This is a genomic window from Amycolatopsis sp. NBC_00438, assembly GCF_036026695.1.
Lineage (GTDB): Bacteria > Actinomycetota > Actinomycetes > Mycobacteriales > Pseudonocardiaceae > Amycolatopsis.
In genome coordinates this window covers 3,789,613-3,808,853 of record NZ_CP107923.1, presented here as the reverse complement: position 1 = coordinate 3,808,853, position 19,241 = coordinate 3,789,613, and the positions used below count along the sequence as shown (strand labels likewise).

General features: G+C 71.2%; 10 protein-coding genes. 8 read left to right on the top strand and 2 right to left on the bottom strand.

Going from position 1 to position 19,241, the window contains the following annotated elements:
- Positions 1-39 precede the first annotated feature (39 nt).
- The 3 genes from OG494_RS16900 to OG494_RS16890 are packed head-to-tail and all read left to right on the top strand — an operon-like array spanning position 40 to position 2,568.
- Complete coding sequence (locus tag OG494_RS16900; RefSeq protein WP_328456748.1) at positions 40-1,119, top strand: ATP-dependent DNA ligase; 1,080 nt, start codon at positions 40-42, stop codon at positions 1,117-1,119.
- Positions 1,116-2,120, top strand: a complete 1,005-nt coding sequence (gene ligD / locus OG494_RS16895) for a non-homologous end-joining DNA ligase (protein ID WP_328456746.1) — start codon at positions 1,116-1,118, stop codon at positions 2,118-2,120. Before OG494_RS16900 ends, ligD begins: the two co-directional genes overlap by 4 nt.
- A gap of 1 nt (position 2,121) precedes the next feature.
- A complete protein-coding gene (locus tag OG494_RS16890) occupies positions 2,122-2,568 on the top strand; it encodes a GNAT family N-acetyltransferase (RefSeq protein WP_328456744.1) in 447 nt (148 codons plus the stop codon).
- 203 nt (positions 2,569-2,771) lie between these two features.
- Here the strand turns inward: OG494_RS16890 and OG494_RS16885 are convergent, their stop codons facing one another.
- Positions 2,772-3,053: a hypothetical protein gene (locus tag OG494_RS16885; RefSeq protein WP_328456742.1), complete on the bottom strand. Its 282-nt coding sequence runs from the start codon at positions 3,051-3,053 to the stop codon at positions 2,772-2,774.
- Between the two features lie 65 nt (positions 3,054-3,118).
- Complete coding sequence (locus tag OG494_RS16880; protein ID WP_328456740.1) at positions 3,119-4,129, bottom strand: CobW family GTP-binding protein; 1,011 nt, start codon at positions 4,127-4,129, stop codon at positions 3,119-3,121.
- A 493-nt stretch (positions 4,130-4,622) separates the two neighbouring features.
- Between OG494_RS16880 and OG494_RS16875 the strand changes: the two genes are divergently transcribed.
- From OG494_RS16875 to OG494_RS16855, 5 genes are all read left to right on the top strand, one after another.
- A complete protein-coding gene (locus tag OG494_RS16875; protein WP_328456738.1) occupies positions 4,623-5,723 on the top strand; it encodes a nitric oxide synthase oxygenase in 1,101 nt (366 codons plus the stop codon).
- Between the two features lie 73 nt (positions 5,724-5,796).
- A complete protein-coding gene (locus OG494_RS16870; RefSeq protein WP_328456736.1) occupies positions 5,797-6,303 on the top strand; it encodes a flavodoxin domain-containing protein in 507 nt (168 codons plus the stop codon).
- 88 nt (positions 6,304-6,391) lie between these two features.
- Positions 6,392-7,690: an MFS transporter gene (locus tag OG494_RS16865; RefSeq protein WP_442874420.1), complete on the top strand. Its 1,299-nt coding sequence runs from the start codon at positions 6,392-6,394 to the stop codon at positions 7,688-7,690.
- Between the two features lie 60 nt (positions 7,691-7,750).
- Positions 7,751-8,257 carry a hypothetical protein gene (locus OG494_RS16860; protein ID WP_328456734.1) on the top strand — a complete coding sequence of 169 codons (507 nt, stop codon included), beginning with the start codon at positions 7,751-7,753 and terminating at the stop codon, positions 8,255-8,257.
- A 199-nt stretch (positions 8,258-8,456) separates the two neighbouring features.
- Complete coding sequence (locus tag OG494_RS16855) at positions 8,457-19,235, top strand: LamG-like jellyroll fold domain-containing protein (RefSeq protein WP_328456732.1); 10,779 nt, start codon at positions 8,457-8,459, stop codon at positions 19,233-19,235.
- Positions 19,236-19,241: the final 6 nt, after the last annotated feature.

The window sequence follows — 19,241 nt, the reverse complement described above, 5'->3', positions numbered from 1 at the left end:
TTCAAAAGAAGTGTCGTACCCGTGTTTTAAGCTCGCGCGGTGGACTTGCCCGTGATGCCGCCCGTGCGGCCGATGCTCGCGAAAGCCGTGCACGACGTGCCGCGCACGCCGGGCCTGCTCTACGAGCCCAAGTGGGACGGCTTCCGGTGCGTCGTGTTCCGCGACGGTGCCGAGATCGAGCTCGGTTCCCGCAACGATCGCCCGCTCACCCGGTACTTCCCGGAGCTGGTGGAGCTGCTGGCCGCGGCGTTGCCGCCGAGGTGCGTGGTCGACGGCGAGATCGTCCTGGTCACCCCGGCCGGCCTCGACTTCGAGGTGCTGCAGCTGCGGCTGCACCCGGCGGCCTCGCGGGTGCGGAAGCTCGCGGAGGAGACGCCGGCCAGCTTCGTCGCGTTCGACCTGCTCGCCCTCGGTGACACCGATCTCACGGGCGAGCCGTTCCGCGAACGCCGCAAGCAGCTCGAGAGTGTCCTGCGGACCGACGCCGAAGGGATGCAGCGCGTCCACCTGACTCCGCTGAGCGAGGACCCGGACCAGGCCGAAGACTGGTTCACCCGGTTCGAGGGCGCGGGCTTCGACGGCGTGATGGCCAAGCCCGCCGATCAGCCGTACGAGCAGGACAAGCGCGTCATGTGGAAGGTCAAGCACGAGCGCACCGCGGACTGCGTCGTGACCGGGTTCCGCTGGCACAAGGACGGCGTCGGCGTCGGCTCGCTGCTGCTGGGCCTGTACGACGACGAAGGCGTGCTGCACCACGTCGGCGTGGCCAGCAGCTTCACGAAGGCGCGGCGGGCGGAGCTGGTCGAGGAGCTGGCGCCGCTGCGGGAGAACGCGCTGGAGGGCCATCCCTGGCGCTCCTGGGCCGAGTACGAGCCCCAGCCGGGCCGCCAGCCGGGCGCGAACAGCCGCTGGGCGCCCGGCAAGGATCTCGCCTGGGAGCCGCTGCGCACCGAGTGGGTGGCCGAGGTGCGCTACGAGCACCTGCAGGGCGGGCGCTTCCGCCACGGCGGGCGGCTGGTCCGGTTCCGGCCCGACCGCACCCCGGAGTCCTGCACGTACGCCCAGCTCGACGAAGCACCGCCCGCCGAGCTCGCCAAGCTGTTCGGGGAGGCGCGATGAGCGGCGCGGTACTGCTGGACGTCGACGGCGTCGAGGTGAAGATCAGCAGCCCGGACAAGGTCTACTTCCCCGAGCGCGGCGAGACGAAGCTCGACCTCGTCGAGTACTACCGCGCGGTCGCCGGCCCGCTGCTGGCCCGGCTCGGCGGGCGCCCGCTGCTGCTGGAGCGCTACCCGGACGGCGCGGGCGGCAAGAACTGGTTCCAGAAACGCGTGCCCCAGGGCGCACCGCCGTGGCTGTCCACCACGGTGGTGTCGACACCGAACGGCACCACGAGCGACGCCCTGGTCGCGAAGGATCTGGCGCACATCCTCTGGGCGGTGAACCTCGGCTGCCTCGGCTTCCACGTGTGGCCGTACCGCGCGGACACGCCCGAGGTCGCCGACGAACTGCGTGTCGACCTCGACCCGTCGCCGGGCATCGGCTTCGGGGACCTGTGCGAGGCCGCGCTGCTGACCAGGGAGTTCCTGGGTGAGCTCGGCATCGAAGGCCACCTCAAGACGTCCGGCTCGCGCGGCCTGCACCTGTACGTCCTGCTGGAGCCGCGCTGGGACAGCTTCCAGGTGCGGGCCGCGGCGGTCGCGCTGGCGCGGGCGCTGGAACGGCGGCACCCCTCGAAGATCACCGCGCAGTGGTGGAAGGAGGAACGCGGCTCGCGCGTGTTCGTCGACTTCAACCAGAACGCGCCGCACAAGACCGTGTTCGGCACGTGGTGCGTGCGCCCCCGCGTCGGCGGCCAGGTGTCGACCCCGATCGCGTGGGACGAGCTGGCCGGCGTCGAGCCCGACACGTTCACGCTGAGCACGGTGCCGGCCCGCCTGGCCGAGCGCGGCGACCCGTGGGCCGGCGCGGGGGAGCGGCCGCAGTCGATCGAGCCGCTGCTGGCGATGTCGGAAGCCGACATGGCCGGCGGGCTGATGGACGCGCCGTGGCCGCCGGTCTACCCGAAGATGCCGAACGAGCCGCCGCGCGTCGCGCCGAGCCGGGCGAAGAAGGCCTGACTTGACGACCGTCGCGGAGTGCGCGCCCGACGACGGACTGCTGATCGCGCTCATCACCGCGATGACGGCGGAGCTGGTGGTGGTCTACGACCTGCCGGTGGACGCCCAGCCGCCGCCCCTGCGGCCGGGAACCCGCTACCTGCTCGCGTGGGACGGCGAGCGGGCGATCGGCTGCTGCGCGCTGGAGCCGGTCGAACCGGGCGTGTACGAGCTGAAGCGGATGTTCGTCGCGCCGGACGCCCGCGGTTCGGGAGTGTCGGGCGAGCTGGTGACGGAGTCCGAGCGCCTGGCCCGCGAAGCAGGCGCGGCCCGCATCCGGCTGGAGACGGGGCGCCGCCAGCCGGCGGCGAGGCGGCTGTACGAGCGCGCGGGCTACCGGCGGGTGCCGAACTTCCCGCCGCACGAGGGGGACCCGGAGTCGGTCTGCTTCGAGAAGCCGCTGGTGTAGCCGCCGATACGGGCCGTTGAACAGGACGCGGGTGTCTCGTCGGCGGACCTCGTGCGGCTGAGTGGTGTCCGGCAACGCCGTGCTGGCCGTTCCGGTGATCATGGTCGCTGTTCACGAACGACAAGCCGCTCGTCAACGGCCAACACGCTGCCCGGAAGGACCGACACGGGCAGTGGATCGGGGTGCAGTTTGCCGGGTAGCGGCTAGATCTCCAGCTCGAGGCTGAGCTGGCCGCGGTCGGCGCCGTCCGGGGCGACTCGGAAGCCGGCCGGGGGAGCGGGCAGTGTCGCCACGCACGCCGGGCAGGGTGCGGCCTCGGATGTCGCCATGTCGACCGGCTTCCAGCTGCGCGACTCGCGCTCGCCGCACGCGGACCGGCGGTAGCGGAGGTCGCCAGAGCGGGTCATCAGGTGGGCCAGGGGGATTTCTTCGGGCAGCACGCCGACCAGGTACCAGCGTGGTGCGCTCACCTCGGTGGTCGTCATGGCCGACAGTCTCTGCCGGGGCCGGCGGGAATCCGCGGTTTTGCCGATCTTCGGCGTGGCGGGACTCAGGCTTGGTCGGGCAGGTACCGGAGGATGTGCAGCATGCCGCGCTCGTCGGGTACGCCCGGGTGCTCGGCGAGGCAGCCGCGCAGGTCGGCCAGGACGGCGTCGGTGTCGAGGCCTGCGCCGATCAGGACCAGCTCGGTCCGGCGCTCGCCTGCCGGCCAGGGCGTGCGGTCCAGCTGCACGAATCCGCCCACCGTGTGCAGCCGGAAACGCGACCCCGAACCGAAGTCGGCCTGGCCCTTCATCCGGTAGAGGCCGGCCGGGCGCCGCTCGAGGAACTCGACGAACGCCTTCGGCGCCAGCGGGGCACCGGCGGTGAAGGTGACCGTCTCGTACACGGCGTGCAGGTGCTGCGAGTGGTCGTGGTGGTCGTCCTCGCGCAGGTCGTCGAAGGACAGCTGGCCCACCCGCTCGCCGCGGGGTTCCGGGTCGAAGAACAGCCGCGGGTCGACCCGGCCGTGCGCCGTGACCAGCACCGGGCGGCCCGGCGCGAGCTCCTCGACCGTCGCGGTGACCTTCGCCAGCGCGTCGGCGTCGACCCGGTCGGCCTTGTTCAGCACGACCAGGTCGGCCAGCCGCAGGTGGTCGGCCAGCTCGGGGTGGCGTCCGCGAGCGACTTCGAACTCGGCGGCGTCCACCACCTCGGCCAGCCCGCCGTAGCGGATGTCCGGGTTCTCGCTGGCGATCATCAGCCGGATCAGGTCGCGCGGCTCGGCGATGCCGCTGGCCTCGACGACGATGACGTCCATCCCCGCCTCGGCCGAGGACAGCCGGCCCAGCATCGCGTCCAGCCCGCTCGCGTCGACCGCGCAGCACAGGCAGCCGTTGCCGAGGGAGACCATCGTGTCGACCTGCCCGGCCACGGCGAGCGCGTCGACGTTCACGCTGCCGAAGTCGTTGACCACGACGCCGACCCGGGCGCCCTCGCGGTTGGCGAGCAGGTGGTTGAGCAGCGTCGTCTTGCCCGCGCCGAGGAACCCGGCGACGAGGACCACGGGGATCCGGTGCACGAAACGTCCTTCCTCTGCCGATCAGCCGACTCTAAACGACGCGCCCGCACGCGCGCGTACACGGGGGACCCGCGGCGGGAAAGGCCGTTCGCCGATTGCGCACGAAAAGCCGAAGATCGGCGCGCGGGAAAGAATCACCTGTGTTTCACGGGCAAAAGTGATCAATTGACGGGAAATGCGCTGCGACATGTCCGGATAACGCTTGGTAGCCACTAATTTTCGACGTTTTCGCAGGTTGTGGCGGTATTTCGGGACAGGTGAGATGTACTGGGCGGTCGGGGGATCGTGTTCCGTAAAACGTGAGGTATTCTCCCCCGCCTGGTCGGAAGCGCGCGTGCTGCAGCCGTTTCCGGCCGACAGTGTTGTCGGCGACCATCGGAGGAACGGTGAACCTTCCCGTCGGGATGCAGATCACGATTTCGGAGAGTGGGGTAGCGCGGTGACTGCTACGTCCGAGCGGGTGACAACCGCGCCGGCACTTTACCACCAACGGGTGTCGGGGGAACAGAGCGTCAATTCCGCGGAGGCCGAGGAATTCCTCAACCTCATGTTCGAAGAAGGCGCCGCCGAGCAGGGCACGTGGCTCGAGACGCGGCTCGCCGAGGTGCGCGCCGAAATCGCCGAAACCGGCACCTACCGGCACACACCCGCCGAGCTGGCGTTCGGCGCCCGCGTCGCCTGGCGCAACTCGGCCCGCTGCATCGGCCGGCTCTACTGGAACAGCCTCCGCGTCCGGGACCGGCGCCGGGTCACCGACCCCGGCGACATCGCCGGCGAGTGCGTCGCCCACCTGTGCCAGGCCACCCGCTCTGGCCGGATCCGCCCGACCATCACCGTCTTCGCCCCGGACACCCCGGAAGAGCCGGGGCCGCGCATCCACAACGAGCAGCTCATCCGCTACGCCGGCTACCGGCTGGACGACGGCTCCGTGCTCGGCGACCCGCGGTACGTCGAATTCACCGACCAGGTGCGGCGGCTCGGCTGGCGGCCGCCGGAGCGGAGAGGCTCGTTCGACGTCCTCCCGCTGCTGGTCGAGTCGGTCCCCGGCGACCCGCGGCTGTACACGCTGCCCGCGGACGCCGTGCTGGAGGTGCCGCTGACCCACCCCGACCACCGCTGGTTCGCCGGGCTGGGGCTGCGCTGGCACGCCGTGCCGGCGATCAGCAACATGCCGCTGGAGATCGGCGGCGTCACGTACCCGGCCGCGCCGTTCAACGGCTGGTACCTCGGCACCGAGATCGGCGCCCGGAACCTGGCCGACGAGGACCGCTACGACCTGCTGCCCGCCATCGCGGAGCTGATGGGCCTCGACACCGGCTCCGAGCGCACGCTGTGGCGCGACCGGGCGCTCGTCGAGCTGACGCTGGCCGTGCAGCACTCGTTCGACGCGGCGGGGGTGACGATGGCCGACCACCACACCGAGTCGCGGCGGTTCCTGACGCACCTGGAGAAGGAGGAACGCGCCGGGCGCCGGTGCCCGGCCGACTGGAGCTGGATCGTGCCGCCTGTTTCCGGTGGTCAGACGGCGGTCTTCCGGCGCTACTACGACGATCCCGACCCCGTGACGCGACCGGCGTTCCTGGCGCCCAGCTGAGGGGAAGCGCCCGTTCGGCGGATCGTGCCGGGCCCACGGCGCCGATTCGAGCGCCAAGGCTGACAATGGACCCATGACCGCAGTCCTCGTCGCCCATTCCGGACGGCACGGCGGTACCCGGCAGATCGCCGAGGTCATCGCCGCGGAGCTCCGCGAGTCCGGCCTGACCGTGGACGTCCGCGACGCGGCCGACGTCGCCACCGTCGACGGCTACGCCGCGGTGGTCGTCGGCAGCGCGCTGTACTACCACCGCTGGCGGCCGGACGCCGTCCGGCTGCTGGAGCACCACGCCCGGGACCTGGCCGACCGCCCGGTGTGGCTGTTCCACAGCGGGCCGTGCGGGCCGGGCGCGGCCACCCACCAGGTCGGCCTGCCGGCGAACGTCGCGCTGCTCGCGGCCCGCATCGACGCCGAGCGCACAGCGACCTTCGGTGGCCGCCTCGACCCGGCGACCGTACGCGGGCTGATCCCGCGGCTGATGGCGTCGGGCCAGCGCGCCGGCGACTTCCGCGACTGGGACCGGATCAAGGCCTGGGCCCGCGACGTCGGCCGCCGGGTGCGCATCGGCGTCCCGCACTGATCACGGCGTCCACTCTTGCCCGCACGGGGCCGTCGGTGCTAGACCAAGCCTGAAGTCTTCCGGTGAAGAACCGACGGACGGGGCAAACGTGACGGATCGGCAGGCGGAACCGGCTCCAGCCAAGAAAGCGCTTACATCCGACCAGCGCAACTCGTTCCTGGCGGCCCTGCTGGGCTGGAGCATGGACTCGTTCGACTACTTCCTGGTGGTGTTCGTCCTGGCGGACATCGCCAAGGACAAGTCGTTCGGCGCGACCGCGACCCAGCTGGCGTTCATCACCACGGCCACGCTGGTGATGCGACCGGTCGGCGCGCTGCTGTTCGGTCTGTGGGCGGACCGCGTCGGGCGGCGGGTGCCGTTGATCGTGGACGTCCTGGTGTACTCGGTGGCCGGTCTGCTGTGCGCGTTCGCGCCGAACTTCACGGTGCTGCTGATCCTGCGGTTCGTCTACGGCGTCGGCATGGGCGGCGAGTGGGGCCTGGGCGCGGCCTTGGCGATGGAGAAGATCCCGGTGGCGCGCCGCGGGTTCTTCTCGGGACTGCTGCAGGTGGGCTATTCGATCGGGTACCTGCTGGCCGCGCTCGCATACCTGCTGTTCCACTCGGCACTGAACCTCGAGTGGCGCTGGATCTTCGTGCTGAGCATCTTCCCGGCATTGATCAGCCTGCTGATCCGCGCCCGGGTGCGGGAGTCCGAGGTCTGGGAGGCGACGCGGGAGAAGCTGCGCGTGACGCGGACGTCGGTCAAGGACGTGCTGCTCAACCCGAAGGTGATCCGCCGCTTCGGGTACCTGATCCTGCTGATGACGGCGTTCAACTGGATGAGCCACGGCACCCAGGACGTCTACCCGAGTTTCCTGAAGGCGCACGACAACGGCGGCGCCGGCCTGACCGCGACGACGAGCACGTGGATCGCGGTGCTCTACAACGTCGGCGCGATCATCGGCGGCCTGACGTTCGGCACGCTGTCCGAGAGACTGGGCCGCCGCCGCACGATCGTCACCGCGGCGGTGCTCGGTTTGCCGGTGATCCCGATCTTCGCGTTCGACCACGGCGCGGGCATGCTGGCGCTGGGATCGTTCCTGATGCAGGTGATGGTCCAGGGGGCGTGGGGCGTGATCCCCGCACACCTGACGGAAATGTCCCCGGACGCGATCCGCGGCTTCTACCCGGGCGTGACCTACCAGCTGGGCAACCTCCTGGCGGCGCTGAACCTCCCGATCCAGCAAGCGATCGCGGAGTCCCACGGGTACTCGTCGGCTCTCTTGTGGACAGTGGTCCCGGGCCTGATCGCGGTGGCGGTCCTGACGGCGCTCGGCAAGGAGGCCAAGGGCATCAAGTTCGGCGACGCGGCGGTGGCGACAGCCCCGGCGGGGACGACGGGCTGAGCCACCGGACGGCGCCGCCCGTGCATTACCGTGGGGACACGCGGGAGTGAGGGGGAAGCCGTGCGGCGGTTCTGGTGGGCGGTGGTGGCCGGCGTCATCCTGGTCGCGGGAGTGGCGGTGCTGCTGTGGTGGCCCAGGGGTGACGACCGGGGGCTGCCACCGGCGCGGGCACGCGTCTACGCCGACTACTCGGCGTGCCTCCTGACCGGTCCCGAGGGGCTCGCGGCGCCCGGGGTCGCGCCGGTGTGGGCGGGCCTGCAGGACGCGTCGGGCGACACCGGCACCAAGGTGTCCTACCTTGCCGCGGCGGGCCCGGCGACCGACGCGAACTACCTGCCGTACCTGAACTCCCTGGCGCAGCGGCGCTGCGACGTCGTCCTGACGGTGGGCGAGCCGGGCACGGCCGTGGCGCTCGCCCAGGCGGGCACGCACCCCGCCATCCGCTTCGTGGCCATCGGCGCTGCGGGCGGCGCGGCGGCCAACGTGTCCCCCGTGGGGGTGACCGAGCACCTCCGGGCGGACGTCGCCGACGCGGTTCGTGAAGCCGCGCACGCCGCCGGTCACTGAGAAATTGTTGCGATAAGTGCATTTTGCGTAGGTTAAGTCCGGTTTGTCATGTGCTCTTGATCTCCGTGATTGGTCGTTTTGCGGGCTGGTACGAACCCCCTCCGCTGTGGTGAACTTTCTCGCCGTTCGTCGGGGATGGTCATCGAGGGGGAGACTCGTGGGTCGTCGTGCCGTCAGAGTTTGTGCTGTCTGGATACTTTTGGCGCTGGCGTTTTCGCTCGGTTCCGGGCAGGCGGACGCCGCTCAGCTCGCGCCGGGCCACTTGCCCGTGCGGGAGTTCACGTCGTGGCTCGGTTCACTGTTCTCCGGCTCGCCGCACTGGGGCGTGACACCACGGCAGGCAGGCGGATCGGCCGACGGCAAACGCCACGACGCGACCACCGCGGAGACCAGCGCGGACGGCGGCGCCGGGAATGCGCCGGGCCGCGCGCCCGGTGAGCTGGCCCCGGAAGCCGCGCACGACCGGAAGGTGACGCCGGGGCCGAGTGGCCCGGCGACGCTTGGCTTCGACGCCGTGACGAGCCACCGCGACGCGACGAAGTCCTCGGCGACGATGAACTTCTTCACCAACGCCGACGGCTCGGTCACCCGTGACTACACCCGTGAGCCGGTCAACTTCGCCGACGGCCCGTGGGGCTGGCGGCCGATCGACACCTCGGTCCACAGTGGACAGGACGGCCGCTGGCACGAAGCAGCCAACTCCCGGGCCGTCGACTTCGCGGGCAACGCGGCCGACCCGGCGCTGGCCGCCCTCGTCGTCGACGGCGAGCACAATCTCGCCTACGGCCTGCAGGGAGCCGCTCCGGTCGCGCCCCGCGTCGACGGCCGGTCGGCGACCTACCCCGGCGTGCTCCGCGACACCGATCTCGCCCTCGAACCGACGGCGACCGGCCTCAAGGAGTCGGTCGTGCTGCGCTCGGCGGCGGCCCCGAGCACCTGGGTTTTCCCGTTGTCCCTCAACGGTTTGACGCCGCGCGCCGAAGCCGACGGCTCGGTGAGCCTGGTCGACGGCGCCGGGGCGGTCCGCGAACGGATCCCGCGCGGTTACGCCTTCGATTCCCGGGTCGACCCGGTTTCCGGTGTCCCGGCCACGACCTACGCGGTCGGTTACGAGCTGACGACGGCCGCCGGGGCGCCGGCGCTGAAGGTCATCCTGGACCCGCGGTGGCTGGCCGACCCGGCCCGGGTGTTCCCGGTGACCGTCGACCCGACCTTCACCGACACGCCGGCCTCGACCTACGCCGAGGCCGGCGCGCCCGGGGACCACTCGATGGAGAAGGTCGTCAAGATCGGGTCGTTCAACTCGGGCCCCGATTCGGCGAACACCTTCCTGAAGTTCCCCGCCGATCTCGACGGTTCCCAGGTCACGGTGAGCTCCGCGACGCTGAAGCTGTTCGACACCTGGGCCTCGACGTGCGTCGCCGAGCGCTTCGACGTCGCCCCGGTGACGCAGACGTGGACGCCGTCCGGCGTGTCCGCCTACCCGGGGCCGTCCTACGGTGCGAGCATCGGCAACGCCACCCCGTCGGTGCCCACCGCGTGCGCCAACCGCGCGGCCGACCGGACGGTGGGCGACTGGGTGAGCGTGCCGTTGTCGGCGGCGACGTTCACCGGCTGGGCGAACGGGTCGGTGGCGGACAACGGCCTCGCCGTCTACGCGGCCACGAACGATTCGCTGCACTGGAAGCAGTTCGACTCGTGGCAGATGAACGCCGGCTTCCAGCCGGTCCTGTCGCTGACCACGAGCGGGAACGTGCCGCCGGTCGTCGACTCCGCGTACCCGGGCGCGGGCGGCGTCACCACCAGCCTCGTCCCGTTCCTGTTCGCCACGGCCCACGACATCGACGCCGGCCCGGGCGCGCTGAAGTACCGCTACCAGGTCGCCGACCAGGCGGGCACGACCATCGCCGACTCCGGCCTGGTCGCCGAGGGCACCTGGCGGGTCCCGGCCGGGAAGCTCAAGTACAACCAGACCTACTACTGGGCCGTGCAGGCCTACGACGGCTCGTCCTATTCGGCCGACCCGCCGTGGAACCCGCTCACCGTGGGCGTGGACCAGCCGCTGGTGACGTCGTCGCTGTCACAGAACACCGGCGTGCACGGCGTCGAGCCGAGCATCGGCAACTACACGACGTCGGCCACCGACGCGGAGGTGCGCAGCGTCGGGCCCGCCCTGTCGGTGGTGCGCGACTACAACTCCCGTGATCCCCGCACGAGCGGGGCCTTCGGCGCCGGCTGGTCGAGCGTGGTCGACGCGCGTGCCGCCGAGCAGTACGACTTCGACGGCACCGGCACGGTCGTCAGCGTGCTGGTGACCTACCCGGACGGCTCCGAAGTGGGCTACGGCAAGAACGCCGACGGCACGTTTTCCCCGCCGTCGGGGCGGTTCGCCACCTTCAAGGCGATCACCGGCGGCTACAGCCTCACCGACAAGAACGACACGGTCTACACCTTCACGCAGTCACTAGGATCGGGCGTCTACCAGCTTTCCTCGATCACGGACGCCAACGGCCGCGCGACGACCGTGACCACCTCCGCCGGCCGCGCCACCGCCCTGACGTCGGCGATCTCCGGCCGCGCCCTGCACCTGAGCTGGACGACTCCGGCCGGCGCCACCAACCCGCACGTCGCCACGGTCTCGACCGACGACCTCACCCCGGGCGTGCCGCTGACCTGGACCTACGGCTACACCGGCGACCAGCTCACCAGCGTCTGCCCGCCGGGCACGACGACCGCCTGCACGCGGTACGGCTACCAGGCCGCGTCGCCCTACCGGACCAGCGCGCTCGACCTCGGCCCGCACTCGTTCTGGCCGCTGGCCGAAGCGTCCGGGACGACCGCCGCGAGCGCGGTGCTGACCAACGAAGGCGCCGACGCCGCGACCTACCACGACGTCACGCTCGGCCGGCCCGGCGCGCTGGCGGGCTCGGCGGCGACGTCGGCCGGGTTCAACGGCACCTCGTCGTACGTGCAGCTCCCGCGGGCCGACGCCGCGGCGCCGAACACGATGTCGGTGTCGATGTGGTTCAAGACCGCGGCCACCAACGGAGTCCTGTTCTCCTACAGCACCATGCCGCTGACCGAGGCGACGAGCCCGGCGTCGCAGTACACGCCCGCGCTCTACGTCGGCAACGACGGGAAGCTGATCGGCGAGTACTGGACCGGCGCGACGGACAAGACCGTCACGACCCCGGCCCCGGTCAACGACAACGCCTGGCACCACGTGGTGTTCACCCACTCCTCGACCAGCCAGGGCATGTACCTCGACGGCCAGTTCGTCGGGTCCACGATCGGCGCGATCGTGCCGATGGGCCCGCAGAACCGCTACATCGGCGCGGGGTTCCTCGGCAACCAGTGGCCCGATCAGGCCAACGCCGGCAAGCCCGGCACCGCGACCTTCTTCAACGGCCAGATCGCCGACGTCGCCGTGTGGGACAAGCCCGTGCCCGGCCAGCGCGAACTGGCCCTTTACCAGAGCGGCAAGCAGCAGTCGAGCCTGCTGACGTCGATCACCCGGCCCTCCGGCGCGGTGCACACGACGGTTTCCTACGACCCGGTTTCCGACGCCGTCACGCAGATCGGCGACGAGAACGGCGGCACCTGGAAGTACGCGCCGCTGACCGCGGCCGGCTCCAGCCAGGTCTACCGCGGCGCCGTCCTCGGCTCGCACCCCGAGCTGTACCAGCGGTTCGCGGACGCGCCGGGCACGGCCGTCCCGGCGGGCGAGGTCAACTACCGGCCGTCGGCCTACACGAACGCGACGCTCGGTGTGCCCGGCCCGTTCACCGACTCGACCGCGGCGAAGTTCCCGGGCACCGTCGCCGGGGCGACGCTGCCCGATCACCTCGTCAGCGCGTCCACCACGGCTTCGGTGGAGCTGTGGTTCTCGACGACGTCGGCGGCCGCGGGCACGCTCTTCTCGACCGGGACCTCGGCGCTCGGCGCCGCGAACCCATCGGGTGGCGCGATGCCGGTCCTGTACGTCGGCACCGACGGCAAGCTGCACGGCCACTTCTGGGACACGACGGTGTCGGGCATGGCCTCGCCGGGCAAGGTCAACGACGGCAAGTGGCATCACGTGGTGCTGTCCGGCGCGAACACCAGCCAGGTGCTGTACCTCGACGGCCAGCAGGTCGCCACGCTGTCCGGCCAGATCGGCAACTACGACCCGCTGAACTTCGTCGGCGCCGGTGTCTACAACTCCAACGGGTGGCCGGCGGCGCCTTCGGGGAACACCTGGAACTATTTCGGCGGCTCGATCGGTGAGGTCGGGTTCTACCGCTCGTCGCTGTCCGCCGCCGAGGTCGCTCAGCACTTCCTCGCCGCGGGCAACTCGCAGGGGCTTGCCCCGTTGACGACCGCGACGATCACCGACCCCGCGGGCAAGACGTCGACGCAGCAGTACGCCCCGGCCGCCGGGAACCACAAGATCGCCGAGACGGACACGGCCGGGCACCGCACCACCTACGGCTACGACACGGCCGGCTTCCTGCACACCAGCACCGACCCCAACGGCAACGTGGTGACCGTCGGCCACGACGTGCGCGGCAACACCGTCTCGCAGACCACCTGCCAGGACCAGGCCGCCGAGAAGTGCTCGACGTCGTACTCGACGTACTTCCCGGACGACACCACGGCGCAGCTGACGACGGCCGACGCGCGCAACGACCTGATGCTCACCTCACGGGACCCGCGCTCCTCGAGTGCGACGGACCCCGCGTACCTGACGTCGTTCGGCTACGACACCGCCGGCAACCGCACCTCGGTCACGACTCCGCCGGTGCCGGGCTTCGCGGGCGGCCGGACCACCGCGATCACCTACAGCGACGGCACTTCGGCGTTCCTCGCGGCCGACTCGGGGAATGTGCCCGCCGGGCTGCCGGTGAAGACGACCTCGCCGGGCGGCGCCGTCAACCAGGTGGCCTACCTGCACAACGGTGACGTCGCGAGCACGACCAACGCCGACGGTCTGGTCACCCGCTTCGCCTACGACCCGCTCGGCCGCCTCCTGTCGAAGACGGCCGTGTCCGACAGCTATCCGGCGGGACTGGTCACCACCTACGCCTACGACGGGAGCGACCAGGTCGTCTCGCAGACCGACCCGGCGGTCACCGACCGGGTGACCGGCGCGATCCACAACGCGGTCACCACCAGCGTCTACAACGCCGACGGCAGCCTCACCTCGCAGACCGTCGCCGACGGCACCGGCGGCGACGCCGCCCGGACGTCGGGCTCGACCTACAACGACAAGGACCAGGTCGCCTCCAGCACGGACGCGAACGGCAACGTCACCAGCTACACCTACGACGTCTACGGCAACAAGAAGAGCGAGACCGACGCCAACGGCACCGAGACCGACTGGACCTACGACGGCGAAGGCCGGCTGCTCACCCAGGGCGTCTGGTACACCGGCAATCCCGCCGACCCGCGGCCGGCGACGTTCCTGACCCAGAAGTCCAACGCCTACGACCCGGCCGGGCGCCTCGCGTCCGAAACGGACTCGATGGGCGACACCACGTACTACACCTACACCGACAACGGGCTGACCGCGACCGTCACCCGCAAGGACCCCACCGGGCAGCAGGCGTTCGTCGCCGAGTCGAACACCTACGACGCGGCCGGCAATCAGATCGGCACGGTCACCGGCAACGGCGCGAACACCTCGGCGTCCACAGTGGACGCCGCCGGGCGGGTCTCGCAGACCGTCGACGACCCGGCGGGCGCGGCCCGCGCGACGTCGGTGTCCTACACCCCGGACGACCAGGTCGCGACCACCACGCAGGCCGATCCGTCGGGCCGCAGCCGCACGGTCAGCACGACCTACGATCCGATGGGCGTGCTCACCTCCCGCTCGGTCGCCGCGGACGGTGCCGGGCACCCGGTGGGCTGGTGGAAGCTGAACCAGACGTCGGGCACCACGGTCACCGACTCCTCCGGCACCGGGAACACGGCGGCGGCCTCGGCCGTCACCTGGTCCGACGGTGCCGCGAGCCTCAACGGCACCAGCTCGCAGATCGCCACCAACGGCCCGGTGCTCGACACCACGGGGGCCTACACGGTGTCGGCCTGGGTCAAGCCGGCGACGCTCGGCTCGGCGTTCCAGACCTTCGCCGTGCAGAAGGGGACCGTGATGAGCGGCCTCTACCTCGAGTACGACGGCAGCAGCCACAAGTGGTCCTTCTCCCGGTTCGGCACCGACGCCGCCAACGCCACCACCTACCGTGCGGAGTCCGCGGCCGACGCGCAGGCCGGGACGTGGACCCACCTGGCGGGCGTGTACAACGCGGGCACCGGCGCGATGACGCTGTACGTCAACGGCGCGCAGGCCGGGACCACCACCGACCCGGCGCCGATGGCGAGCACCGGCCCGCTGGTGCTCGGGCACGGCTGGTACCTCGGCGCCGACGGAAACTACGCCACGGGTCAGCTGGCCGGCGTCCAGGCGTACTCCCGCGCGCTGTCCGCGGCGGAGGTCACGACGATCTTCGCCGGCGGCCGCAGCGGGGGCACGACGGCGTCTTCGGGGGCCGAGACGACGACCTGGACCGTCGACCAGCGCGGCCTGCCGACGTCGACGACCGACGCGAACGGCAACGTCACCACCTACGCCAGCGACGAGGCCGGGAACCCGGCGGTGGCCACCGCGCCGACCGTCACCACCGAGACGAACGGCGGCCCGGCCACCGCCGTGCACCCGGTCACCACGACCGGGTACAACACCTTCGGTGAGCCGGTCGAGGCCGTCGACCCCGACGGCAACCAGGTGACCACCGTCTACGACGCGGCCGGCCAGCCGGTGTCGGTCACCGACCCGGCGTACACCCCGCCCGGCGGCGGCGCCCCGATCACCGCGACCACCGTGCGCACCTACGACAAGATCGGGCAGGTCCTCACCGAGAAGGATCCGCTGAGCCACGTCACCACCATGAGCTACGACCAGCTCGGCGACGTCGCCCAGGTGACCCGGCCTTCCGGCGCGAAGGCGACGTCCACCTACGACACCAACGGCGACCGGCTTTCGGTGACCGACGCGAACGGCGCCCGCACCGAGGCGACCTACGATTTCCTTTCGCGGCCGCTGACCTCGACGGTGTTCGAGCGGTACCCGAGCACGCTCACCGCGACCACGACGAACTCCTACGCCGCGTCGGGCGCCAACCCCGGCGGCGCGCGCCTGGCCTCGACCACGACGCCCGCCGGCGCCGTCACCTCCTACGGGTACGACGGCCTCGGGCAGACCACGGCGGTCACCGACGCGGCCGGGAACACCACCCGGTACGGGTACAGCTACCTCGGGGAGAAGACGTCGGTCACCGCCGCCGACAACACCGCGACGCTGACGGACTTCGACCAGTCGAGCCGCCCGGTGCGCGTCACCAGCAAGGACGCGACCGGCGCGGTACTGCGGCAGACGTCGGCGGCCTACGACGCCGGCGGCCGTCTCACGTCCACTGTGGACGGCCGGGGGACCGCGCGGACCTTCACCTACGACAGCGGGAACCGCCTCACCGGGGAGATCCAGCCGGTGTCGGCGACGGCGTCCGTCACGACGTCGTTCGGCTACGACGCGGCGGGCAACCGGACGCGGTCCACCGACGGCCGGGGCAACGCGACGATCACCCGCTACAACGCGTGGAACCAGCCCGAGGCGGTCGTCGAGCCGGTCACCGCCGCCTACACCTCCGCCGCGGACCGGACCTTCACCTCGGTCTACGACGCGGCGGCCCGGCCGGTCACGCAGACCCAGCCGGGCGGGGTGACCGTCACGGCCGGCTACGACGACGACGGGAACCTGGTCAGCCAGAGCGGCAGCGGCGCCGAAGCCGCGACGGCCACCCGGACGTTCGGCTACGACCCCGGCGGCCGGATGACCTCGGTGGCCACGACCGAAGCCGGCGTCGCCGGGCACTCGGACCACCAGGCGGCGAGCAGCGAAACCTTCGGCTACAACGACCGTGGCGCGCTGCTCACAGCGAGCGGTTCGGCCGGGTCGTCGTCGTTCGCCTACAACCCCGACGGCCTGATGACCTCGCGCACCGACGCGGCGGGCACGACGTCGTACGGCTACGACGGCGCCGACCGGCTCTCGACCGTCACCGACGCGGTCACCGGTGGCACGCAGACGCTGAGCTACAACGCGCTGAACCAGGTCAGCGGCGTGAAGTACGGGACAGGCAACGCGCGGACGTTCGGCTACGACGGCCTGCACCGGCTGACCGGCGACACGCTGAAGACCGCCGGGGGAGCGGCGATCGCGTCGGTCGGCTACGGCTACGACGCGAACGACGACCTCACGTCGAAGACGACCACCGGGTTCGCCGGGTCGGCGGCCAACACCTACACCTACGACCTGGCCGGCCGGCTCGCGTCCTGGAACAACGGCGTCAGCACGGTGGCCTACGGCTACGACGCGGCGGGCAACCGGACCCAGGTGGGCTCGTCGACCTACACCTACGACGCCCGCGACGAGCTGACGTCGGACGGCGCGAACACCTACAGCTACAGCGCGCGCGGGACGCTGCGGGAGCGGGCGTCCTCGACCGGCACCCTGGTGTCCGCGTCGGACGCCTTCGGGCAGATGGCCGTGCAGGGCACGCAGGCCTTCGGGTACGACGGGCTGGGCCGGAACCTGACCGACACGACGATCGCGTCCGGCGCGGCGACGACGTTCGCCTTCTCCGGCCAGGGCAACTCGATCGCCTCGGACGGCACGTCGACCTACAGCCGCGATCCGGGGGGCGGCCTCGTCGGCGTCGCCACCGGCGGTGCGGGGGCGTACGCCTTCGTGGACCAGCACACCGACGTCGTCGGGACGTTCACCGCCACCGGCAGCGCGCTGAGCGGGTCGAGCACCTACGACCCGTTCGGCAACGTGCTGGCGTCGGCGAATGCCAAGGGGCAGCTGGGGTACCAGTCGGGCTGGACGGACCGGTCGACGGGCAACGTGAACATGGCGGCGCGCTGGTACAACCCGGCAGTGGGGCAGTTCATGAACCGGGACTCGGTGGCGAACAGCCCGGTGCCGAACCCGATGGAGGCGAACAAGTTCGCCTACGTCGACGACAACCCGATGACGGGCACCGACCCGTCGGGGCACGGCTGGTTCAGCGACGCGTGGTCGTTCGTGAGCAATCACGTGGTGGCGCCGGCGGCGTCGTTCGTCTACCACCAGGTGATCCAGCCGGCTGCGCACTTCGTCAACACGTATGTGGTGCAGCCGATCGTGCACGTGGCGGTGGCGAGCTACCACGTCGTGCGGGACGCCTACCACGCGGCGGGGCGGGTGGTCCGCAACGCCTACCACGCGGTGGTCCGGTACGCGAAGAAGGTCTACCACGCGGCGGTGCACGTGGTGAAAACCGCGTACCACGCGGTCACGAAAGCCGTGAAGACAGCAGCACACGCGGTGGCCCACGCGGCGACGGCGGTGGTGCACGCGGCGGTGTCGGCGGCGAAGACGGTGGGCCACGCGGTGTCGACAGCGGCGACGGCCGTGGGCCACGCGGCAGCTTCGGCGGCGTCGCACGTGGCGACGTTCGTGAAGGACCACGCGTCGACGATCGCGGGCATCGCGGCGGGCGTGCTGGTCGGCGCGGCGTGCACGGCGGCGACGCTGGGCATCGGAGCGGTCGGCTGTGCGGCGATCGGTGGCGCGGTCGGTGGTGCGGTGTCCTACGGGATGGACTGCTCGAAGGCGCACAACTGCTCGGTCGGCGGCGCGGTGGAGGCGGTCGGCCTGGGCGCGCTGGGCGGTGCGCTGGGCGCGGGCCTGGCTGGCCCGCTGGGCGGCAAGCTGGTGGCGGAGGCCCTGGACGGCGTGCTGCCCCAGGCTGCGACGCAGGGCTTGATCGGCGCGGGTGCCGGAGCGGTCAGCGGCGGCGTGACGGCCTTGGCGGGTTACGGCATGAACTGCGGCCGCGACTGCTCGGTGGGCGGCGCGTTGTCGGCGGCGGGGACGGGTGCGCTGGCCGGCGGTGTCGGCGGCGCGGCGTTCGGGGCGCTGGGTGGGTTGCGGGCGCGGGGCCGGAGTTCGGCGGAGGAGCCGGTGGGGTGCCACAGTTTCCTGGCTTCCACGAAGGTCCTGTTGTCCGATGGTTCTGCGAAGCCGATTTCCTCGCTGAAGGTGGGGGATCGGGTTGCGAACTCGCAGCCGGGCAAGGCGGGGCTGGAGGCGCACCCGGTGGACCGGGTGATCGTGACGGAGACCGACCACGACTTCGTGAACGTGAAGGTGAAGCCGTTGCGCCGGGTGTTGGGCCGTGCGGCAGCGGGTCTGGCTGTCGCCGCGGTGGTGGCGACAAGTGCGGCGGCCCCGGCTTCGGCGGCGCCGGCGACGTTGACGACAACGTTCCACCACCCGTTCTACGACGTGACGCGGAGCGCGTTCGTCGAGGCGGTGGACCTGCGGGCGGGCGACCACCTGCAGACCGCCGACGGCGGCGAGGCGACGGTCGAGGAGGTTACGCCGTACCACTCGACGGAGGTCACCTACGACCTGACGATCGACGAGCTGCACACGTACTATGTGGAAGCCGGCGAGACCCCGGTCCTCGTCCACAACTGCGATCCTTACGTTTGGAAGGCAGGCCGGCCAGGTGTCGACAACACCCCTCAGGGGCGGCTTCCCTCGCAAGCAGGGATCAAGCCTGGAGAGCCGCTGGCCGAGGGTGGACATCACTACGTGGTCAAGACGGACGGGTCGCTTCGAGCGATGCACGACGACGCAATGTGGGCACTTGACAACAGCGCTGGACATACCAGTCTGTCCGAGGGTGATCCTGTGCACATGGCTGGCACCTTCGACGTTGACGCGTCTGGCAACATCACCAGCTTCGACAACTATTCAGGCCACTATCAGCCTGGTGAGATGCCCGGGTACCGTGGGTTGGAAGACATCGCGCGAGATGCATTCGCAGGACACGGACTACCGGCTCCGCGAGCTGATGCCTGGTCCCCCTACGTATTCGGAAATAGGTAGTGAGTA